Annotated in this window: 21 protein-coding genes; 2 read left to right on the forward strand and 19 right to left on the reverse strand. The window is 63.0% G+C overall.

The genetic code is table 11. The annotated features are described in order from the left end of the window. Positions 1-1,450: sodium-translocating pyrophosphatase (locus ABS45_RS12705; RefSeq protein ID WP_291555916.1), on the forward strand; the 1,450-nt coding region annotated here is incomplete at its 5' end. 77 nt (positions 1,451-1,527) lie between these two features. Here ABS45_RS12705 and ABS45_RS12710 read toward each other — a convergent pair. The 4 genes from ABS45_RS12710 to ygiD all read right to left on the reverse strand — a co-directional run bounded on the left by ABS45_RS12710 (position 1,528) and on the right by ygiD (position 5,414). Continuing rightward, positions 1,528-2,202, reverse strand: a complete 675-nt coding sequence (locus tag ABS45_RS12710) for a DUF937 domain-containing protein (RefSeq protein ID WP_291555917.1) — start codon at positions 2,200-2,202, stop codon at positions 1,528-1,530. Positions 2,203-2,364: 162 nt separating this feature from the next. Then, complete coding sequence (locus ABS45_RS12715; protein ID WP_291555919.1) at positions 2,365-2,814, reverse strand: hemerythrin domain-containing protein; 450 nt, start codon at positions 2,812-2,814, stop codon at positions 2,365-2,367. A 142-nt stretch (positions 2,815-2,956) separates the two neighbouring features. Next, positions 2,957-4,357 carry an aspartate ammonia-lyase gene (locus ABS45_RS12720; RefSeq protein WP_291555921.1) on the reverse strand — a complete coding sequence of 467 codons (1,401 nt, stop codon included), beginning with the start codon at positions 4,355-4,357 and terminating at the stop codon, positions 2,957-2,959. A gap of 178 nt (positions 4,358-4,535) precedes the next feature. Next, positions 4,536-5,414 carry a 4,5-DOPA dioxygenase extradiol gene (gene ygiD, locus ABS45_RS12725; protein WP_291555923.1) on the reverse strand — a complete coding sequence of 293 codons (879 nt, stop codon included), beginning with the start codon at positions 5,412-5,414 and terminating at the stop codon, positions 4,536-4,538. 80 nt (positions 5,415-5,494) lie between these two features. Between ygiD and ABS45_RS12730 the strand changes: the two genes are divergently transcribed. Continuing rightward, positions 5,495-6,379, forward strand: a complete 885-nt coding sequence (locus ABS45_RS12730; RefSeq protein ID WP_291555925.1) for a CoA transferase — start codon at positions 5,495-5,497, stop codon at positions 6,377-6,379. 1 nt (position 6,380) lies between these two features. Here the strand turns inward: ABS45_RS12730 and ABS45_RS12735 are convergent, their stop codons facing one another. From ABS45_RS12735 to ABS45_RS12805, 15 genes are all read right to left on the reverse strand, one after another. After that, entirely contained in the window at positions 6,381-7,361 is a 981-nt protein-coding gene (locus ABS45_RS12735; RefSeq protein WP_291555927.1) for a sulfate ABC transporter substrate-binding protein, read from the reverse strand. A 137-nt stretch (positions 7,362-7,498) separates the two neighbouring features. Next, a complete protein-coding gene (locus ABS45_RS12740; RefSeq protein WP_291555929.1) occupies positions 7,499-7,975 on the reverse strand; it encodes a DUF1178 family protein in 477 nt (158 codons plus the stop codon). A 7-nt stretch (positions 7,976-7,982) separates the two neighbouring features. After that, the gene (gene nuoN, locus ABS45_RS12745) at positions 7,983-9,476 is read right to left on the reverse strand and encodes an NADH-quinone oxidoreductase subunit NuoN (RefSeq protein ID WP_291555931.1); all 1,494 of its coding nucleotides are present in this window, start codon (positions 9,474-9,476) and stop codon (positions 7,983-7,985) included. A gap of 24 nt (positions 9,477-9,500) precedes the next feature. Further along, complete coding sequence (locus ABS45_RS12750; RefSeq protein ID WP_291555933.1) at positions 9,501-10,973, reverse strand: NADH-quinone oxidoreductase subunit M; 1,473 nt, start codon at positions 10,971-10,973, stop codon at positions 9,501-9,503. A gap of 13 nt (positions 10,974-10,986) precedes the next feature. Then, positions 10,987-13,002 (reverse strand): NADH-quinone oxidoreductase subunit L, encoded by a 2,016-nt coding sequence (nuoL, locus tag ABS45_RS12755; RefSeq protein WP_291555935.1) that lies wholly within the window; start codon positions 13,000-13,002, stop codon positions 10,987-10,989. A 27-nt stretch (positions 13,003-13,029) separates the two neighbouring features. Then, entirely contained in the window at positions 13,030-13,338 is a 309-nt protein-coding gene (gene nuoK, locus ABS45_RS12760; protein ID WP_024537254.1) for an NADH-quinone oxidoreductase subunit NuoK, read from the reverse strand. Continuing rightward, on the reverse strand, positions 13,335-14,012 hold the full coding sequence (locus tag ABS45_RS12765; RefSeq protein ID WP_291555938.1) for an NADH-quinone oxidoreductase subunit J: 678 nt from the start codon (positions 14,010-14,012) through the stop codon (positions 13,335-13,337). The genes nuoK and ABS45_RS12765 overlap by 4 nt, the downstream gene beginning before the upstream one ends. A gap of 29 nt (positions 14,013-14,041) precedes the next feature. Next, positions 14,042-14,554 (reverse strand): NADH-quinone oxidoreductase subunit NuoI, encoded by a 513-nt coding sequence (gene nuoI, locus ABS45_RS12770; RefSeq protein WP_024537256.1) that lies wholly within the window; start codon positions 14,552-14,554, stop codon positions 14,042-14,044. 15 nt (positions 14,555-14,569) lie between these two features. Continuing rightward, a complete protein-coding gene (nuoH, locus tag ABS45_RS12775; RefSeq protein ID WP_291555941.1) occupies positions 14,570-15,646 on the reverse strand; it encodes an NADH-quinone oxidoreductase subunit NuoH in 1,077 nt (358 codons plus the stop codon). After that, positions 15,643-17,781 (reverse strand): NADH-quinone oxidoreductase subunit NuoG, encoded by a 2,139-nt coding sequence (nuoG, locus tag ABS45_RS12780; RefSeq protein WP_291555943.1) that lies wholly within the window; start codon positions 17,779-17,781, stop codon positions 15,643-15,645. Before nuoG ends, nuoH begins: the two co-directional genes overlap by 4 nt. Before the next feature lie 15 nt (positions 17,782-17,796). Then, positions 17,797-19,146, reverse strand: a complete 1,350-nt coding sequence (nuoF, locus tag ABS45_RS12785) for an NADH-quinone oxidoreductase subunit NuoF (RefSeq protein ID WP_291555944.1) — start codon at positions 19,144-19,146, stop codon at positions 17,797-17,799. Continuing rightward, positions 19,143-19,634, reverse strand: a complete 492-nt coding sequence (nuoE, locus tag ABS45_RS12790) for an NADH-quinone oxidoreductase subunit NuoE (protein WP_291555946.1) — start codon at positions 19,632-19,634, stop codon at positions 19,143-19,145. Before nuoE ends, nuoF begins: the two co-directional genes overlap by 4 nt. Then, a complete protein-coding gene (locus ABS45_RS12795) occupies positions 19,631-20,884 on the reverse strand; it encodes an NADH-quinone oxidoreductase subunit D (RefSeq protein WP_291555949.1) in 1,254 nt (417 codons plus the stop codon). The genes nuoE and ABS45_RS12795 overlap by 4 nt, the downstream gene beginning before the upstream one ends. Continuing rightward, positions 20,884-21,525, reverse strand: a complete 642-nt coding sequence (locus ABS45_RS12800) for an NADH-quinone oxidoreductase subunit C (RefSeq protein ID WP_291555951.1) — start codon at positions 21,523-21,525, stop codon at positions 20,884-20,886. The genes ABS45_RS12795 and ABS45_RS12800 overlap by 1 nt, the downstream gene beginning before the upstream one ends. Positions 21,526-21,538: 13 nt before the next feature. Beyond that, positions 21,539-22,018, reverse strand: a complete 480-nt coding sequence (locus ABS45_RS12805) for an NADH-quinone oxidoreductase subunit B (RefSeq protein ID WP_024537263.1) — start codon at positions 22,016-22,018, stop codon at positions 21,539-21,541. Positions 22,019-22,038: the final 20 nt, after the last annotated feature.

A 22,038-nucleotide genomic window follows, 5' to 3' on the forward strand; every position in this document is an offset into this window, starting at 1 on the left:
CGAGGACGACCCGCGCAACCCGGCGGTGATCGCCGACAACGTGGGCGACAACGTGGGCGACTGCGCCGGCATGGCGGCCGACCTGTTCGAGACCTACGCCGTGACGCTGATCGCCACCATGGTGCTCGGCGGCCTGCTCATCAAGGGCGCGGGCGCGCATGCGGTGGTCTACCCGCTGGCGCTGGGGGCCGTCTCCATCATCGCTTCCATCATCGGCACCTTCTTCGTCAAGGCCAGTCCCGGCATGAAGAACGTGATGCCAGCGCTGTACAAAGGCCTGGCGATCGCCGGCGTGCTGTCGCTGATTGCCTTCTACTTCGTCACCGCCTGGATCATTCCGGACAACGCCCTGGGTGGCACGGGCGCGGTGGGCAAACTGTTCGGTGCCTGCGTCGTAGGCCTGGTACTGACCGGCCTGCTGGTCTGGATCACCGAGTACTACACCGGCACGCAGTACAAGCCGGTGCAGCACGTGGCGCAGGCCTCGACGACAGGGCACGCGACCAACATCATCGCCGGCATCGGCATCTCGATGAAATCCACCGCCTGGCCGGTGATCTTCGTCTGCATCGCGATCTGGGCGGCCTTCCACCTGGCCGGTCTGTATGGTGTGGCGATCGCCGCGATGTCCATGCTGTCGATGGCCGGCATCGTCGTGGCGCTCGACGCCTATGGACCGATCACCGACAACGCCGGCGGCATTGCCGAAATGGCCGAACTGCCCAGCAGCGTGCGCGACATCACCGACCCGCTGGACGCCGTGGGCAACACCACCAAGGCCGTCACCAAGGGCTACGCCATCGGCTCCGCAGGCCTGGCCGCCCTGGTGCTGTTTGCCGACTACACGCACAAGCTGGAAACCTTTGGCCAGTCGGTGAGCTTTGATCTGTCCGATCCGCTGGTGATCGTCGGCCTGTTCATCGGCGGCCTGATCCCCTACCTGTTCGGCGCCATGGCGATGGAGGCCGTCGGCCGCGCGGCAGGCAGCGTGGTTGAAGAAGTGCGCCGCCAGTTCCGCGAGATCCCGGGCATCATGCAAGGCACGGCCAAGCCCGAGTACGGGCGCGCCGTCGGCATGCTGACCGGCGCCGCGATCAAGGAAATGATGATTCCGTCGCTGCTGCCGGTGGCCGTGCCCATCGTCGTCGGCCTGGCGCTTGGCCCCAAGGCGCTGGGTGGCCTGCTCATGGGCACCATCGTCACCGGCCTCTTCGTCGCCATCTCGATGTGCACCGGCGGCGGTGCCTGGGACAACGCCAAGAAGTACATCGAAGACGGCCACCACGGCGGCAAGGGCTCTGACGCGCACAAGGCGGCCGTCACCGGCGACACCGTGGGCGACCCCTACAAGGACACCGCCGGCCCGGCCGTGAACCCGCTGATCAAGATCATCAACATCGTCGCGCTGCTCATCGTGCCGCTGGTGGTGAAGTTCCACACGGGCGGCTGAACACGCTCTTGAAATGAAAGCGGCTGGCGCCCGTCCACAGGGCGCCAGCCGCTTTTTTGATTCCTGAAATTTGGCGCTTATCGCCGCCCACCCAGCAGGCTGCTGCCGAGCTTGATCAGATCACCCAGATCGACCTTGCCGTCGCCATCCTGATCCAGCACCGCGCCCAGCAGGCCGCCACCCACGCCGCCCTGCTGCTGCACGCGCGCCCGCTCCTGCCCCAGCAGGCTGCCCAGGCCACCGGCATCGAGCTGCCCCGCGTTCACGCGCCCAGCCAGCGCCGCCATCACCATCGGCGCCAGCATCTTGAGCAAGTTCCCCGCCTGCGAGCCGCTCAGCCCCGTGGCCTGGCCCAGGCCCGCCTCGGCGCGCGACTGTGCGCCGCCAAACACGTGGCCCAGGATCCCGCCCGCATCCATTTGCCGACCGGCGGATGCACCACCTCCCAGCACGCTGCCCAGCAAGCCGCCCAAACCGCCGCCTGCGCCAGCCGCACCGCCAGCGAGCGCACCGAGCAGGCCACTCAGATCCACCGCGCCCTGCCCCGCATGGTCACGTTGCAGCGCGCCCAGCAGCGCATCCGCACCTCCCGGCTGCTGCGCATTGCGCCCCAGCGCACCGACGAGCATGGACAGCGCTGCGCTCACCGCCTGGCTGGCGCTGCCGGCGTCCGTGCCCAGTTGCGCAGCGATCCGCCCCATGGGCTGCCCCTGCAGCTGCCCCAACATGTCGTCGATCAAAGAGTCGTTCATCGCCTGTTCCTTGGTTCATGCCAAGCCGATGAATATAGGCGGACCAACGGATGCATGCGCACGTTCAATGTGAACAAGCGTTACACCACGGGCAAATCACTATCCAAACAATAGCTGATTGCGCTTTTCAGATCATGGTTTCAAGCACTTTTGGTTTTGATTTCAGGCCATCCTGCCCTTCACGGCCTTGCACACCCAACCCTCGGGCAAGCGCGCCGCGGCCAGCGCATCGGCCAGGCCCGCATGCTCATCGGCCACGCTGTAGAGGATTTGCTCCTCCTTGGGGTTGTGCACTTGCAGCAACTGGAACAGCTCATCGAGGTCATCTTCCATGGCCTCCAGCGGCGCCCCTTCGCGGCAAGCCTTGGTCAGCGCCTGCATCAAGGGCCACATCAGCCCGTGCTCGCGCTCCATCACCATGATGGACAGGCCGACTGAACCCTCCAGTGCCGGAAACAACACCGTTTCTTCCAGATGCAGATGCTGACGCAACAGATCCAGCGAACGCTGCAGCTCCTGCGGATTGCCACTGCCACCCATGGCGCCCTGCACGCCGACATCGATGGCTTCATGCTGTTCTCGCAGCAGCGCGCTGGCGGTGGGTGCTGACATCACGTTTTCCTCGCTTCAACCTTGCCAGCCGTGCATCTTGGCACAGGGTCCAAGCACCCAACGCGAACCGGGGCATGGCCGAAGCGGGGAGCAGCGCCAAGGGCCACCCCGCACACGATGGGCGACTTTGCAGACCGCGCGATCAAACCGACTGAATTGCGCCCGGTTGCGTGAGTTTGTCGGCCACCAGCAGCTTCTTCACCTCGTCCTGGCTGAGAATGCCCAGCTCTTCGGCGATGACGGCAATCGGTTTGCCCGTGGCAAGCGCGGTCTTGGAGATCTGGGCCGCCTTCTCGTAGCCAATCAGCGGGCTGAGAGCAGTCACCAGCGTCACTGACTCGCTGATGCGTCGCTCCAGCAGCGCCTGGTTGGGCACGATGCCTTGCACGCAGTTCACGAGCAAGGTGTCGCAGGCCTGTGCCAGGTGGTGCAGACTCTTGTGCAAACACCAGCCCATGATCGGCTCGAAGGCGTTGAGCTGCAGCTGGCCTGCCTCTGCCGCCATCGTGATCGTCACATCGTTGCCTATGACCTCGTAGCAGACCTGGTTCATCACCTCGGGAATCACCGGGTTGACCTTGCCCGGCATGATGGACGAACCCGCTTGGCGCGGCGGGAGCTTGATGTCGCCCAGGCCCGCTTGCGGCCCCGAAGACAGCAGGCGCAAGTCGTTGGAAATCTTGGAAAGCTTGACCGCAATGCGCTTGAGTACGCCCGAAATATCGGCGAAGCCGCCGGTGTCGCAGGTGGCGGCAATCAAGTCGCGCGACATGGTGACCGGTACGCCGGAGAGTTGCGCCAGGTGCTGCGTTACCAGCGCGGCGTAGCCCACGGGCGCGTTGATGCCGGTACCGATCGCCGTCGCGCCCATGTTGATCTCGCACATCAGGTGGCTGGACTCACGCAGGCGTTTTTCGTCGTCGGCAATCATGGTGGCAAACGCGGCAAACTCCTGACCCAGCGTCATCGGCACCGCATCCTGCAACTGCGTGCGGCCGATCTTCAGCACGCTCTTGAATTCCTGCGCCTTGGCGTCAAAGCCGCCACGCAGCTTGGCCAGTGCGGTGAGCAGCGTCTGTATCCCGAACCAGGTCGCAAGCTTCACCGCCGTCGGGTAGGTGTCGTTCGTGCTTTGCGAGGCATTGACGTGGTCGTTGGGATGGATCACGTCGTAGCGGCCCTTCTCCAGCCCCAGATGCTCCAGCGCGCGGTTGGCGATCACCTCGTTGGCGTTCATGTTGGTGGAGGTGCCGGCACCGCCCTGAATCACGTCCACGACAAACTGATCGTGCAGCTTGCCGGTAATCACGTCGTCACAGGCCTTGGCAATCGCATCGGCCTGGCCCTGCTCGATCGCACCCAGCTGGGCATTGGCTTGCGCAGCCGCCTTCTTGATGTAGGCGTAGGCACGCACGAGGTCGGGCATCTCGGCCACGCTGTTGCCGGTGATGGAAAAATTCTCGACCGCACGGGCGCTGTGCACACCCCAATAGGCGTCGTCCGGTATGGGCTTGACGCCCAGAAAATCATGTTCTTCGCGCATGGAAGTTCGCTTTCAAGCTGTGCAGCACCCGTGCGTGCGCTCGGAGCGCCAGGTTTGGCACGGGCAAGGCTGGGGACGGAGTACCGCCGAGCCGCTCGCCGGGCATCGGCATGGTCTGACCCCGATTATCGGTGAAGTGCTTCAGCCTTTGCGCCCGATGCAGGCTCAGGCTTCAGACTCAGGCTTCAGTGGGCAAGCCCCAGAGCATGGAGCGCATCGCAATTGAAGCCTTCTGGAAACCGGTATTGAAAAAACGTAGCTGCTCCCCCTTTTTCACAGCGCCCATGGCGTACAAAAGAGGCAAATAGTGATCGTAGCTGGGATGCGAGAGCTGCGCGATCTCGCCCCATTGCTGGAAATCGGCCAAAGCCTGCGCATCGCCCTGCTCCACCGCCTGGGCTACCCGTGTGTCAAAGACATTGGCCCAGGTATAGGTGGCGTTGATGCCGGCCTCCGGGCGCAAGGCGCGCAAGTTGTGTACGGTGTTGCCACTACCCACAATCAGCACTCCCCAGTCGCGCAGCACAGCCAGCTGCCGACCCAGCGCAAGGTGCTCACTCACAGGGCGTTCGTAATCCATGCTCAGTTGAATCACGGGGACGTCCGCCGCAGGAAACATGGGTTTGAGCACGCTCCAGGCGCCATGGTCCAGCCCCCATTCGCTTTCATCCACCTGCAGCGCTGCACCCGTCGCAGGGCTGCGCAGCAACTGGGCCAGCACCTGCGCCGCCTCGGGTGCGCCCGGAGCCGGGTACTGCTGGTCAAACAGTTCACGCGGAAAGCCGCCGAAATCATGGATGGTCCGTGGCTCAGCCATACCCGTCAGCCACCAGCCGCCGCGTGTGAGCCAGTGCGCCGAAATGCACACGATGAGTTGCGGGCGCGGCGCGCGCGCCAGCAGCTCCTGCCCCAAATCCTGCCAAGTCTGGCGCCAGGCGTTGTGCTCGATGGCGTTCATGGGACTGCCATGGCCGACAAACAACACCGGCATGCGCGCAGACGGCACCAACACCTGCGCCAGTGCGCTGGCCTGCGGACTCACGGCGGTATCGATCATTTAGACTGCACTCGAAAAGTTTGTTCAACCGATGATTGTGCCGTCTTGCGCACCATCTGCCGCCTACCGCCCTGATTGCCATGCCCGCTCACCAGCCCATTGCGCCGCTCGCCGGCGTCCGCATCCTCAGCCTGTCCTTGAATCTTCCCGGTCCCGCCGCATTGATGCGCTGCCGCCAGATGGGTGCCGAGTGCGCCAAGCTCGAACCCCCGCCACAGCCGGGCCACGCCAGCAGCGACCCGATGGGTATCTACTGTCCCGAGGCCTACGCCACCATGCACGCCGGCGTGCGCGTGCTGCACACCAACCTCAAGGCAGCTGAAGGACAAGCCCTGGTGGCAGCGGAACTGGCGCAGACCGATGTCTTGCTCACATCCTTTCGCCCCTCCGCACTCGCCAAGCTCGGCCTGGCTTGGGAGGCGCTGCATGCACGGTATCCCAGGCTGTCGCTGGTGCGCATCGTGGGCAGTCCAGGCATGGCCGCCGAGGAGCCGGGGCACGACCTGACCTACATGGCACAGGTCGGGCTGGTGACAGGCACCGAATTGCCGCCCACGCTGTTTGCCGACATGGGCGGCGCCCTGATGGCCAGCGAGGCGGTACTTCAAGCGCAGTTGGCGCGTGCGCAGACCGGTGTGGGCTGCTGCATCGATGTGGCGCTGTCGGACGCTGCCGCCTGGCTTGGCCTGCCGCGCCGCTGGGGCCTGACCACGGCGCAAGGCGACGTGGGCGGCAAGCACGCCGGTTATCGCGTCTATCACTGCGCCGACGGGCGAGTTGCGCTCGCCGCGCTGGAGCCCCACTTTGCCGGGCGCCTGTTTGCCCTGGTGCAGCTGCCGCCCCATACCGATCCACATGCACCCGACGTGCACCAAGCCACCGCCGAATGGCTGCGCGGCAAATCCCGCCAGGAGCTCGATGCGATCGCGAGCGAGCAGGATCTGCCGCTCTACACCATGGCGTGATTCACAAAGGCGCGCGTGCGCCCGCCGCCGCCAACTGCGCCGCGCCGGGCTGCCAGATTTGGTCAAACCGACCACCGGCACTGAAATGCACTTTCTGCGCCAGCTCCAGGCTGCCGAAATACTTGGTCACGGGAAACGTCGAGATGGCCTTGAAGCTCTCTGCATGGCGCGCCAGCACCGCCGCCGACTGCGGACGCAGGCCGTGGCGTGCCGCAATCTCCTGTGCCTCATCGGTGTAGAGATAGGCCAGATAGGCTCTCGCCTCACGCAGCTGACTCTCGCTCGCGCCTTGCGCGACCAAGGCAACGGGGTTTTCTGCCAAAACACTGGTCGACGGATAGATCACCGTGAATTCGCTGCCGCCCGCCGAGCCGCGGATGCTGGCAACGTCGGATTCCAGCGCAATCAGCACATCACCCTGCCTCTCCCGCGCAAATGCCGTAACGGCATCTCGCTCTCCTTTTGCAAGCACCTGCGCCTGCCGGTAGAGCGTGGCGACAAATTCAGCGGCCTGCGCATCACTGGCGCCCTGTTCACGCGCACTGCCCCAGGCAGCCAGGTAGGCATAACGCCCGCTGTTGCACAGCTTGGGATTGGATACAACCGCGTGCACGTTCTGGCGCACCAAATCGCTCCAGTCGCGAATACCCTTGGGGTTGCCGGCGCGGACCAGGAAAACGACGGTAGACGCCGTCGGAGCCACCCCTTTTGGCTGTTGATGGGCCCAATCCTGCGCTACCACACCCAGTTGTGCCAGCGCTTGCATGTCCGTGGTGGTACTCAATGCAAACGCATCGGACCCGGCATTTGCAACGGCGCTGCGGGATTCATGTCCTGCAAAGGTCGCACGGGTATCCTGGAAAAACGCGCGCGCTGCCTGCGCCGAGCCGTTGACGGCACCCACCACCTGCGCCTGAACCAGCGAACCCGCCGCCACCAGCGCCGCCACCAACGTTGCCTGAAACCATTGCTTGCCACGCATTGCACTCACCCCATGAAAACAATGGGGTCGATTGTGCGAAAGGAAGGCCGAAACTCAAACGAAGACTTATTTGTGAGCTAATGCGGTAGACGCATAAGCCTGCGCCATCGAGGCGATCCAAGCGCCGCCGCGCGCTTTCACTGCAGCGTGTTCTTTGCCGCATCCGGCAGCAGCAAGGGGAAGACGGCAATGCCCTCCTCCAGCAGCTCGGCCGTTTCCTGTGCGCTCGCCTTGCCGCGAATCGCCCGCTCAGGCGTCTCCTCGCGGTGCATGCGCCTGGCCTCGGACGCAAAGCGCTCGCCTACATCTTCGGTGCTCGCCATGACTTTGCGCGCCAGTTCCAGCCACGCAGCCTGCAGCGCCAGAGCAGGACTGCCGCGCCCCGGAACGGCATTGACCACTTCCTGAGTTACTGATTTCTCGGTCAGCGATGGCGCATCGGAACCCCCGCGCAAATTCAGACGCGGCGCACTCAGCGCCTTGCGGACCTCGCCGCTGCCGCACATCGGGCATTGCACCAGCTGGCGCTGCTGCTGCGCCAGAAAATCCTCTTCGGACGCAAACCAGCCCTCGAACGCATGGTCCATCGGGCAAAGCAGGTCCAGGACCTTCACAGGACCCTCATGAGGCCAGTGTGCGCACGATCGCATCGGCGCACAGCGCCATGAGACCGCCCGGCAGAATGCCGACAATGAACACCAGAGCCGCGTTGAAGGTCAGCACGATGCGCACATCGGCCGGAGCAGAGACGGTCGTCGCCGTCAGCGGCTGGTCAAAGTACATGACCTTGATCACACGCAGGTAGTAGAACGCACCGATGACCGACATCACCACCGCGTACACCGCCAGCGCGATGTGCAGCGTGCTGCCACTGGAGATCAAGGCTTCGAGCACGGAAAGCTTGGCATAGAAGCCCACCAGCGGCGGAATGCCGGCCAGCGAGAACATGCACACGCACATGATGCCGGCATACAGCGGGCTGCGGCGGTTGAGCCCGGCGAAATCGGCGATTTCCTCGCTCTCGAAGCCCTCACGCGCCAGCAGCAGGATCACGCCGAAGGCGGGCACTACCGTAAGCACGTAGGTCACCACATAGAACATCGCGGAGCTGTAAGCGCGCTCAGCCATCACCGAATCGACCGCGCCATTGACCACGCCTGACATCAGACCGAGGAACATGAAACCCATGTGCGAAATCGCCGAATACGCCAGCATGCGCTTGATGTTCGATTGCATCGTGCCGATCACGTTGCCGACGAACAGCGAAGCGATCGCCAGCACCGCGAGCATCTGCTGCCAGTCAATCGCCAGCGGCAGCAGCGCATCGACCAGCAGGCGCATGGTGATGCCGAAGGCGGCCAGCTTGGGTGCGCTGCTGATGATGACGGCAATCACCGTCGGAGCACCCTGGTAGACGTCGGGCGTCCACATGTGAAACGGCACTGCCACGAGCTTGAACGCCAGACCCGAGACGATGAACACCACGCCGAACACCAGTACCTGGTGGCGCACCTGACCGGCGTTGATCGCCTTGAAGACTTCGCCGATATCCAGCGTGCCGGTGGCGCCATAAATCATCGACAGGCCATAGAGCAAAAAGCCGCTGGCCATGGCGCCGAGCACGAAATATTTCATCGCCGCCTCGGTCGCCACCGCATCGTCACGGCGCAGCGCCACCAGCGCGTAACTCGACAGCGTAAGCAACTCCAGTCCCAGATAGATCACCAGGAAATTGTTGGCCGAAATCATCACGAAGATGCCCAGCAGCATGAAGGTGGAGAGGGTGAACAGCTCGCCTCCGCGCAACATGTCCCGATCGCCCGCATAAGGTCTCCCGTACACCAGGCAGGCCATCATGGTGACGGCAGCGAAGCACTTGAGCCAGCTGCCCATGCTGTCGGACACCACCATGTTGCCCCAGCCATAAAACGTATTGCCGCTGCTGGCGTACATCGCTTCCAGGCCCGCGACCACACCCAGGGTGAGCAGCGTGAGGAAATGGGTAACGCTGCGATAGCGACTGGACACGCCCAGGTCCACCAAAGCGATCACGCAGCCCATCACGAGCAACACGATCTCCGAATACACCGCCAGCCAGCTGAGGTTGTCAATCATTGTGTTTCTTTCCGCCGGGGCCCATCACAATTTGGAAGTGGCAAGCTGCTGCAGCAGATGCGCCACCGAAGCGTCCATCACGTCGGTGAAGGGTTTGGGGTAGATGCCCATGAACAGCACGGCAATCGCCAGGAGGGTCAGGATGAAGATCTCGCGCTTGTTGATGTCGGGCATGGCCTTGACATGCTCATTGGCGATATCGCCGAAATAAACGCGCTTGAACATCCACAACGAATAGGCCGCACCCAGAATCACCGCCCAGGCGGCGCAAAAACCGATCCAGAAGTTGTACTTGACCGAGGCCAGGATCACCATCCATTCGCCCACGAATCCGGCCGTGCCCGGCAAGCCGCAATTGGCCATGAAGAACAACAGTGCAAACGCGCCGAACTTCGGCATGGCATTGATCACGCCGCCATAGTCCGCGATCTCGCGCGAGTGCACGCGGTCGTACAGCACGCCGATGCACAGAAACATGGCGGCGGAGACAAAGCCGTGCGCAATCATCTGCACGATGCCGCCCGCGACTCCCAGGTCGTTGAAGATGAAGAAGCCCAACGTGACGAAGCCCATGTGCGCCACCGACGAGTAGGCCACGAGCTTCTTCATGTCCTTCTGCACGATGGCAACGAAGCCGATGTAGATCACCGCGACCAGGGACAGCGTGATGATGAACGGTGCCCATTCATGCGCGGCATCGGGCACGATGGGCAGCAGAAAGCGCAGGAAGCCGTAGGCGCCGAGCTTGAGCATGATGGCCGCCAGGATCACCGAGCCGCCGGTCGGCGCCTCGACGTGCACGTCGGGCAACCAGGTGTGAATCGGCCACATCGGCACCTTGACCGCGAAAGCCGCGAAGAAGCCGAAGAACAGCAGGGTCTGCGCCGTTGCGGGAATGGCCAGCTCGTGCCAGGTGAGAATGTCAAAACTCCCGCCGGAGCGGCTGTACAGGTAAATCACCGTGATCAACATCAGCAGCGAACCCAGCAGCGTGTAGAGGAAGAACTTGAACGCCGCATAAATCTTGCGCGGCCCGCCCCAGACGCCGATGATGAGATACATCGGGATCAGCGTGGCCTCGAAGAACACGTAGAACAGCATGCCGTCGAGCGCGCTGAACACGCCGATCATCAGCCCCGAGAGAATCAGGAACGCCGCCATGTACTGGTTCACGCGCTCGCGGATCACCTCCCATCCCGCAATCACCACGATCAGCGTAATGAAGGCCGTGAGCGGCACGAACCAGAACGAGAGGCCATCCAGCCCCAGGTGGTAGTTCATGTGGAAATGGGCAATCCACGGCAGGTTCTCGACGAACTGCATCTGTGCGGTGCCAGTCTGGAAACCCTGGTAGAGCGGCACCGTGACCAGCAGGCCCAGCAACGCACCCAAAAGCGCCACCCAACGCACGAATCCGGCTTGCTCCTCGCGCTTGAAAAACAGCAGGAAACACCCGAACGCGATCGGCAGCCAGATGGCGAGACTCAACCAAGCCATTTTTATTGTTCTCCTACTTGTTGAGCCAGACGAAGTACGTCATCAAGGCCAGCACACCCAGAATCATCACCAGCGCGTAGTGGAAGAGGTAACCCGACTGCACCCAGCGGGCGATACCGGCGAACCAGCCTATCCCGCGCCAGGAGCCGTTGACCACCGCGCCATCGATCAGACCCGCGTCCGCACCCTTCCACAGGCCGGTACCCAGCAGGCGTGCACCGCGCATGACGATGTTCTCGTTGATCCAGTCCATGTAGAACTTGTTGACCAGAATGTCGTACAGCGGCTTGAACGCCTTGGCCGCCTTGGCGGGCAGTGCGGTGTTCACCATGTAGCAGTAATACGCCACGGCAAACCCGGCCAGCATCAGCCAGAACGGCAAGGTCTGCACCGCATGCAGTGCCATCGCCATCGGGCCGTGGAAACCCGCCTTGAGCTCGGCCATCGCCGGGTGCGCCGCCAGGACCTGGATCGAATCGCCAAAGAAGCTGCCGTAGAGCATGGGTTCGATGTAGGGGTAACCAATCACGACCGAAGGAATGGCCAGCAGGATCAGCGGCACGGTGACGACCCAAGGCGTCTCATGGGGCTTGCCACCATGACCGTGGCCATGGTCGTCGTGCCCGTGGTGCGCATCGGGATTCTGGTCGTAGCGCTCGGGGCCATGAAACACCATGAAATAGGCGCGAAAGCTGTAGAGCGCAGTGACGAACACGCCCGCCACGACTGCAAAATGCGCGAAACCCGCGCCCGGCAGCACGCTCTCGGCGGTGGCCTCGATGATGCTGTCCTTGGAGTAAAAACCCGAGAAGAACGGCGAGGCCACCAGCGCCAGGGTGCCCAGCAGGAAGGTGATCCAGGTGATGGGCATGTACTTGCGCAAGCCCCCCATCCAGCGCATGTCCTGGTTGTGGTGCATGGCGATGATGACCGAGCCCGAACCGAGGAACAGCAGCGCCTTGAAGAAGGCATGCGTCATCAGGTGAAAGATGCCCGCCGAGTACGCCGACACGCCCAGTGCCACCGTCATGTAGCCGAGCTGCGACAACGTGGAATACGCCACCACACGCTTGATGTCGTTTTGAACGATGCCGACCAGGCCCATGAACAGCGCGGTGATCGCGCCGATCACCAGCACGAAGCTCAAGGCCGCATCCGAGAGCTCAAACAGTGGCGACATGCGCGCGACCATGAAGATGCCGGCCGTCACCATCGTGGCGGCGTGAATCAGCGCGGAGATCGGCGTCGGGCCTTCCATCGAATCGGGCAGCCAGATGTGCAGCGGAAACTGCGCCGACTTGCCCATCGCCCCAATGAACAGGCAGATGCACATCACGCTGAGCAGCATCCACTCCGTGCCCGGGAAGGTCAGCGTCGCCAACTGCGAGGCCTGCGCGAAGACTTCCTTGTAATGCACCGTGCCGGTATAGGCCCAGACCAGGCCAATGCCGAGGATGAAGCCGAAGTCGCCCACGCGGTTGACCATGAAGGCCTTGAGGTTGGCGAAGATCGCGGTCGGGCGCTTGAACCAGAAGCCGATGAGCAGGTAGGACACCAGGCCGACCGCTTCCCAACCGAAAAACAGCTGCAGGAAGTTGTTGCTCATCACCAGCATCAGCATGCTGAAGGTGAACAGGGAAATGTAGGCAAAGAAGCGGTTGTAGCCGTCGTCATCGGCCATGTAGCCTATGGTGTAGATGTGCACCATCAGCGAGACGAAGGTCACCACCGTCATCATCAGCGCCGTGAGCGGGTCGATCAGAAAGCCCACGTTCATCTGGAACGAACCCACCGTCATCCAGGTGTAGATGGTCTGGTCAAAGCGCGCGCCGTCATTGACCACGGCTTGCAACGTCAGCACCGAGACGACAAACGCGATGAACACACCCAGGATGGTCACCGTATGCGAGAGGCCGCGGCCAAAGCGGTTGCCGCCCAGCGCCGTGCCGAAAAAGCCCGCCAGCAAAGACCCGGCCAGCGGCGCCAGCGGGACGATGAGCAGCGTCGAAGCGGAAAGGGTTGAACTCATGGACAAAACCTTGCAGTACAGGGCGGCTCAACCCTTGAGGGTGTTGATGTCCTGCGCGTTGATGCTGGACTTGTTGCGGAACAGCAGCACGAGAATCGCCAAACCGATGGCAGCTTCGGATGCCGCCACGGTCAGGATGAAGAACACGAAGATCTGCCCGTGCATGTCGCCGAGGTAATGCGAGAAGGCGATGAAGTTGATGTTCACCGACAGCAGCATCATCTCGATGGCCATCAGCAGCACGATCAGGTTCTGGCGATTGAGGAAGATGCCAACGACGGAAATGGCGAACAGCAGCGCCGCCAAGGTCAGGTAGTGGCCCAGCGTCAGGCTCATGCTTTCTTCTCCTCTGCACCCGTCGCGGCTTCAGCCACCGGCTCGGGCGCTGGCGCCATCTGGGTCGCGGGCATCTTTACCATCACCAACCGATCCTGGGGACGCGCGCGTACCGCCAGACCGGCATCGATGGCCTTGGTGTCCTTGCGGTGACGCAGCGTGAGGGCGATGGCCGCGATCATCGCCACCAGCAAGATCACCGCCGCCACCTCGATCGGGTACAGGTACTGGGTGTACATCAGCTTGCCCAGCTCGCGCGTGTTGGAGTACGCGATCACCTGCCCGGCCGCATCCAGCGCCATGCCCATGGGCCTGGCCTCGTCCACACCGCGAAAACCCGTCATGAGCACCGCACCCATTTCAAACGCGACCAGGCCGCCCACGAAGGCCGCGAGCGGCAGGTGCGCCCACAGATTGCCGCGCAGGCTGTCCATGCGGATGTCCAGCATCATGACGACGAAGACGAACAGCACCATCACCGCGCCCACGTAGACCAGCACCAGCACGATGGCCAGGAATTCGGCCTTGAGCAGCAGCCAGATACCGGCGGCCTGCGAGAAGGCAAGAATCAGGTGCAGCACCGCATGCACGGGGTTGCGCGCGGTGACGACACGCAGCGCCGCATACAGCAGCACCGCGGAAAACAGATAGAAAAAACCGGCTTGAGCGTCCATGAATCAGATCTTGGGTAAAAAGCCGCGCTTCAGCGGTATTTGGCGTCGGCCGCCCTGGCCGCAGCGATTTCCGGCTCATAGCGGTCGCCCACGGCCAGCAGCATTTCCTTGGTGAAATACAGGTCGCCGCGCTTCTCGCCGTGGTACTCGAAGATATGCGTCTCGACGATGGAGTCCGTCGGGCAGCTCTCTTCGCAGAAGCCGCAGAAGATGCACTTGGTCAGGTCGATGTCGTAGCGTGTGGTGCGACGCGTGCCGTCGTCGCGCTGCGTGGATTCGATGGTGATGGCCATCGCCGGGCAAATCGCCTCGCACAGCTTGCAGGCGATGCAGCGCTCTTCGCCATTGTCGTAGCGGCGCAGCGCGTGCAAGCCGCGAAAGCGCGGCGACAGCGGCGTATGTTCCTCGGGGTATTCGAGCGTGATCTTGCGCCGGAAGGCGTAGCGCCCAGTGAGTACCATGCCCTTGGCGATCTCCCAGAGCATGAAGCTCTTGAGGAAATCCTTGAGTACGAAGTTGGATGGTTCGGCAACGGCAGCCATGAACAGGTCCTCCGGTCACTTCCAGATGTTCAGCGGCGACACCAGCCACGCGCCTACCACGATCAGCCATACCAGCGTGACCGGAATGAAAATCTTCCAGCCCAGACGCATGATCTGGTCGTAGCGGTAACGCGGAAACGTGGCGCGAATCCAGATGAAGCACGAAACAACGAAGGCGGTCTTGACGGCGAGCCAGATCCAGCCCGGTACAAAGCTCAGGAATTCCAACGGGGGCAGCCAGCCGCCCAGGAACATGATCACGGCCAGCGTGGAGACCAGCCACATCGCGGCGTATTCCGCGAGGAAGAAGATGGCAAAGCCCATGCCGGAATACTCGACCATGTGGCCGGCGACGATCTCCGATTCGCCCTCGGTCATGTCGAACGGATGGCGGTTGACCTCGGCCACGCACGAAACCAGATAGACGACGAAAATCGGCAGCAGCGGCAACCAGTTCCACGACAGGAAACCCAGGCCCAGGCCCGCCATGGCTCCACGACCCTGGCCCATGACGATCTCGGTCATGTTGAGACTGCCCGTGACCATGATGACCACGAGGAAGCAAAAGCCCATCGCGATTTCGTAGCTCACCATCTGCGCCGAGGCGCGCAGCGCGCCGAGCATGGCGTACTTGGAGTTGGAGGCCCAGCCGGCAATGATCACGCCATAGACCTCGATCGAGGTGATCGCCAGAATCAGCAGCAGACCCGCATCGATGTTGGCCACTGCCATGTGCGGTGCGAACGGCACCGCCACCCAGGCGGCCAGCGCCGGCATGATCGCCAGCACCGGCCCGAGCCAGAACAGGCGCTGGCTCGCTTGCGTGGGCTGGATCAGCTCCTTGGTCAACAGCTTGATGCCGTCGGCGAACGGCTGCCACAAGCCCCACGGCCCGACCCGATTGGGGCCCTGGCGCACCTGCATGTAGCCCAGCAGCTTGCGTTCCCAGAGCGTCATGTACGCCACCGCCACCAGCAGCGGCACCACGACACAAACGATCTTGACCAGGCCCCAGACCACCGGCCAGCCCGCGCCCGTCCACCACGGGGCGCTGCTGAGCTGCAAACCGGTGTTGTAAATGCTATCGATCATGCAGCACCTCCCGCAAGCTCAGCGCGCGCGTCAGCGGTTTTTTGCAATGCATTGGCACGCCGCACCAGCCCGTCGAGCTGGTAGATGCTCGCCGACACCGGCTCAGGCACATCGCCCGTATCGGCAACCAAGGCCGCCTGGGTCGAGTTGTCGAGTCGTGCCGCCGGTACGAAATCCACCGCGCCTGCCGGCCCGCCAGTGATGGCCGAGAGCACATCCTGGGAGGTCTCCCAATCCATGTCCGGTATTTCCAGCAGATTGCCCAGCACGCGCAGCACCTTCCAACCAGGGCGCGTTTCCCCCAGCGGCTTGACCACGGCGTGAAAGCCCTGGATGCGCCCTTCGGCATTCACGAAGGTGCCCGAGGTTTCGGTGAAAGGCGCGATCGGCAGCAACACGTCGCTGAACGCCCTATTGGCCTTGAACGGGCTGAAGGTCACCACCATCGACGCCTTGGCCAAAACCTCGGCCGCGGCGCTGCCCGCAGCCGAATCAAATTCGGGCTCGGTATTGAACAGCAGCGCCGCCTTGAGCGAACCCGACAGCATCTGCGCGGCGTTCAGGCCATCTGCCGCCGGCTGCGCCCCCACCCATTGCGCGCCTACGGTGTTGGCGGCTTCGGTGAGGTAACCCACGCTGGCGCCCGTGTGCTGTGCTATCCACTGCGCCAGCGCGAGCAGACTGGACGCCTGGGCGTGGTGCGCCGCCGCGTTGCCCAGCAGGATGGCCTTGCGCTCGCCCGCAATGAGGGCCGCCGCGATGGCCTTGGCTTTTGCGCCCACATCGGCCACCTGCACCGGCGCGGCGATGTCCTTTTGCGCCGCAACCGCTGCGGCCACTTTGGCGAGTGCCGCGGCCCAGCCGGAGGCCGGAGCGAGCATCACCTGCCCCATGCCCATGGCCCAGTCGTGACCGGTCGCATTGATCGCATTGACCGAGCAGCCACCTTTGCGCACTGCCTGGCGGATGCGCTGCGCGAACAGCGGGTGATCCTTGCGAAGGTTGGAGCCGACGACGAGCGCCGCCTGCAACGTGCTGAGCGAGGCAATCGAAGTGCCGAGCCAGCGCACGCCAGCCCCCGCCACGAATTCGGCGGCGCGCAAGCGGTGATCGATGTTGTCGCTGCCCAGGCCATTGATGACCTGCTTGGCCAGGAAAAGCTCTTCCAGCGTGCTGTGCGGGCTGACCAGCGCGCCCACGCTCCCGGCGCCATGCTCGGCAATGATCTCGCGCAGGCCGTTGCCCACATACTCCAGTGCCGTTTGCCAGTCCACTTCGTGCCATTGGCCGCCCTGCTTGAGCATGGGCCGCGTCAGGCGTTCGTCGCTGTTGAGTGCCTCATAGGAGAAGCGATCACGATCGGCGATCCAGCATTCGTTGACGTCTTCGTTCTCGTACGGAACGACGCGCAACACCTTGTGGTTCTTCACCTGTACCGTGAGGTTGGCGCCGTTGGAATCGTGCGGCGAGACCGAGCGGCGGCGCGAGAGCTCCCAGGTGCGGGCGGCGAACCGGAACGGCTTGCTGGTGAGCGCACCCACCGGGCAGATGTCGATCATGTTGCCCGAGATCTCGGAATCAACGGTATCGCCCTTGATCGTGGTGATCTCGGAATGCTCGCCTCGGTTGACCATGCCGAGCTCCATCACTCCGCCGATCTCCTCGCCGAAACGCACGCAGCGCGTACAGTGGATGCAGCGCGTCATCTCCTCCATGGAGATCAGCGGGCCGGCGTCCTTGCGGAGCACCACGCGCTTTTCCTCGGTGAAGCGCGAGGCCGACATGCCGTAGCCCACCGCCAGATCCTGCAACTGGCATTCGCCACCCTGGTCACACACCGGGCAGTCGAGCGGGTGGTTGATCAGCAGGAACTCCATCACCGATTCCTGCGCCCTCACCGCCTTGTCGGTCAGCGTGCGCACGATCATGCCGTTGGCCACTGGCGTGGCACAGGCAGGCACCGCCTTGGGCGCCTTTTCCACATCCACCAGACACATGCGGCAGTTGGCCGCGATGGAAAGCTTCTTGTGCCAGCAGAAATGGGGAATGTAAGTCCCGGCGATTTCGGCCGCATGCATCACCATGCTGCCCTCGGGCACCTCAACCTTCTTGCCATTCAGTTCGATTTCAACCATATGCTCTTTCCGCGATCAGGCGGCTTGCGCCTGCCGCGCCGCAGCCTCGATCTTGGCCACGAACTCATGACGGTAGTGCTTGATCATCGCGCGCACCGGCATCGCCGCCGCGTCGCCCAGGGCGCAGATGGTGCGGCCCATGATGTTGAACGCCACCTCGTCGAGTTTCTCGATGTCCTCGGGACGCCCTTGCCCGTGCTGGATGCGGTGCACCATGCGCCATAGCCAGCCCGTGCCTTCGCGGCAGGGCGTGCACTGGCCGCAGGATTCGTGCATGTAAAAGTACGACAGGCGCACCAGGCATTCAACCATGTCGCGCGTCTCGTCCATCACGATGACCGCGCCCGAACCCAGCATAGAGCCCGCCTTGGCAATGCTGTCGTAGTCCATCGTGCACTCGTTCATGATCGCCGCCGGAAGCACCGGGGAGGACGAGCCGCCGGGAATCACCGCCTTGAGTTGGCGCCCGCCACGCACACCGCCCGCCAGTTCAAGCAGCTTGGTGAACGGCGTGCCCAGCGGAATCTCGTAGTTGCCGGGTTTTTCCACGTCGCCCGAGATCGAGAAAATCTTGGTGCCGCCGTTGTTCGGCTTGCCACACTCCAGATATTCCTGCGCGCTGTGGCGGAAGATCCAGGGCACGGCGGCGAAAGTCTCGGTGTTGTTGATCGTGGTCGGTTTGCCGTACAGGCCGTAGCTCGCCGGAAACGGCGGCTTGAAGCGCGGCTGGCCCTTCTTGCCTTCCAGCGATTCCAGCAACGCGGTCTCCTCACCGCAAATGTAGGCACCAAAACCGTGGTGGGCATGCAGTTCGAAGTCAAAACCGCTACCCAAAACATCCTTGCCCAGATAGCCGGCGGCGCGCGCCTCTTGCAACGCTTCTTCGAAGCGTTCGTAGGTAGAAAAAATTTCACCGTGGATGTAGTTGTAGGCCAGACTCACACCCATCGCATATGCCGCGATCGCCATGCCTTCGATGACGATGTGCGGGTTGTACATGAGGATGTCGCGGTCCTTGAAGGTGCCGGGCTCGCCCTCGTCGGAGTTGCAGCACAGATGCTTGACCGGCGCATGCTTGGGCATGAAGCTCCACTTGAGCCCGGTGGGGAAGCCAGCACCGCCGCGACCGCGCAGGCCCGAGGCCTTCACCGTGGCAATCACCTCATCCGGCGTCAGCTTCTGACCGCCATCGGCGCCCAGAATCTTGCGCAGCGCCTTGTAGCCATCGCGCGCCTCGTAATCCTTCAGGCGCCAGTTGCCGCCATCGAGACCGGCGTAAATCTGCGGGCTGATATGGCGGCCGTGAAAACAGGTCTCCTGCCCTTGCCCCCGAAAACCCGCGAGGACTTGCTGCACCGTGCTCATGCCTTGCCCTCCGCAGTGCGCAGGCCATCGATCAGCGTATCGAGCTTGCCGTTGTCCATATAGCTGCACATGTCGCGGTCATTGACCAGCATCACCGGCGCATCGCCGCAGGCACCCAGACACTCACATTCCTGCAAAGTGAACAGCCCGTCGCTGGTGGTGTCGCCCATGGCAATGCCCAGTTTGCCCTGCAGATGCTCCATCGCCTGGCCACCACCGCGCAGCTGGCAAGGCAGGTTGGTGCAGACGGCAAGCTTGAATTTGCCCACCGGCTTCTGGTTGTACATGTTGTAGAAGGTGGTGACCTCGTGCACCGCGATCGGCGGCATGCCAAGGTATGCCGCCACTTCCACCTCGCTGTCCTGGCTGATCCAGCCCTGTTCCTGCTGAACGATCGCCAGACACGCCATCACGGCCGAACGCTGTTGCCCGGCCGGGTACTTGGCCACTTCGGTGGCAAAACGCTCCCGGGTTGCTTCGGTGATCATCGATCTATCTCTCCGAACACGATATCCATCGTGCCAATGATTGCCACCGCATCGGCGATCATGTGACCGCGCACCAGCTCGTCAAACGCAGCCAGGTGGGCAAACCCCGGGGCACGAATCTTCAGGCGATAAGGCTTGTTCGCCCCATCGCTCACCATGTAAATGCCGAACTCTCCCTTGGGGTGCTCGGTGCCCACGTAGGCCTCACCCGCAGGCACGCGAAAACCTTCAGAGAAAAACTTGAAGTGGTGGATCAGGTCTTCCATCCCGGTCTTCATGCGCTCGCGCGGCGGCGGGGCAACCTTGTAGTTGTCCACGATCACCGGGCCAGGGTTGGCGCGCAGCCAATCGACGCACTGCATGATGATGCGATTGGACTGGCGCATCTCCTCGACGCGCACCAGATAGCGGTCGTAGCAATCGCCGGTCTTGCCCACGGGGATGTCGAAATCCATGCGGTCATAGACCTCGTAGGGCTGCTTCTTGCGCAGATCCCAGGCAACGCCAGAGCCGCGCAACATCGGACCGGTCAGGCCCAGGTTCAACGCACGCTCGGCCGAGACCACGCCGACGCCCACGGTGCGCTGCTTCCAGATGCGGTTCTCCGTCAGCAGCACCTCGTAGTCATCGACACAGGCCGGAAAGCGCTGGGTGAAATCGTCGATGAAATCGAGCAGACTGCCCTGACGATTGCGATTGAGATCGGCGATCGCCTTCGGGCTCTTGACCTTGCTCTGCTTGTACTGCGGCATGCTCTCGGGCAGGTCGCGGTACACACCGCCCGGGCGGAAATACGCCGCGTGCATGCGCGCGCCGGAGGCCGCCTCGTACATGTCGAACAGATCCTCGCGCTCGCGGAAGGTCCAGAGCAGCATGGTGGACGCACCGCAGTCATGGCCGTGCGAACCCAACCACATCAGGTGGTTCATCAGCCGCGTGATCTCGGCGAACATCACGCGGATGTACTGCGCACGGATGGGCACTTGCAGGCCAAGCAGCTTCTCGATGGCAAGGCAATAGGCATGCTCGTTGCACATCATGGAGACGTAATCGAGCCGGTCCATGTAGGGCAGCGACTGGATGAAAGTCTTGGTCTCCGCCAATTTTTCCGTCGCCCGGTGCAACAGGCCGATATGCGGGTCGGCGCGCTGGATCACCTCGCCATCGAGCTCCAGCACCAGGCGCAGCACGCCGTGCGCGGCCGGGTGCTGCGGACCGAAATTCAGGGAATAGTTCTTGATTTCAGCCATTACCGGTTCACCCCGCCATGCCACTGATCACCGCGATCGAGCCCCGCATAGTGGTCTTCGCGGATCACGCGCGGCGTGATCTCGCGCGGCTCTATGCTCACCGGCTCATAGATCACGCGGCGCTGCTGCTCGTCGTAGCGCATTTCCACCTCGCCGGAGATCGGGAAATCCTTGCGGAAGGGGTGGCCGATGAAGCCATAGTCGGTGAGAATGCGGCGCAGGTCTTCGTGGCCATCGAACACCACGCCGTACAGATCAAACGCCTCGCGCTCAAACCAGTTGGCCGCGCTCCAGATCGGCGTTACCGAGGGCACGACCGGAAAATCATCATCGGGGCAGAACACCCGCACCCGCACACGCTGATTCAGCGACACCGACAGCAAATGCGAGACGACCGCAAAACGCGGACCATCAGTGCCGACATCGCGCCACGCCGAGTAGTCGAGCGCGCACAGATCGATGAGTTGATCGAACTTGCAATCGCGCGCGTCGCGAAGCAACTGCATCGCGGTCAGGTAGTTGCCCAGCGGCAGCACCACGGTCACCTCGTCCATCGCCAGCGTCACCTCGCTGGCCAGACTGTCCAAGGCCGCTGCCATCGCTTCGCGCAGCGCCTCGGGGCGGATTGCCACATCAGCCATGTTTGCCATCCCTTCAAGCGCGCGCAATGGTCTGCGTGCGGCGAATTTTCTGCTGCAACTGGATGATGCCGTAGATCAACGCCTCAGCCGTCGGCGGGCAGCCCGGCACATACACATCCACGGGAACGATGCGATCGCATCCGCGCACCACCGAATAGCTGTAGTGGTAGTAACCGCCGCCATTGGCGCACGAACCCATGCTGATGACCCAGCGCGGCTCAGCCATCTGGTCGTACACCTTGCGCAGCGCCGGCGCCATCTTGTTGCACAGCGTGCCGGCGACGATCATCAGGTCGGACTGGCGCGGGCTGGCGCGAAACACCTCGGCACCGAAACGCGCCAAGTCGTAGCGCGCCGCCGCCGCGTGCATCATTTCGACGGCGCAGCAGGCCAGGCCGAAGGTCATGGGCCAGAGCGACCCGGTCTTGGCCCAGTTCACCACGGCGTCATAGCTCATGGTGACGAAGCCTTCCTTCATCACGCCTTCAATCATGGCAACAACCTCTCAAACAC

This window comes from Comamonas sp. SCN 65-56, from assembly GCF_001724135.1.
Classification (GTDB): Bacteria; Pseudomonadota; Gammaproteobacteria; order Burkholderiales; family Burkholderiaceae_C; genus Comamonas_C.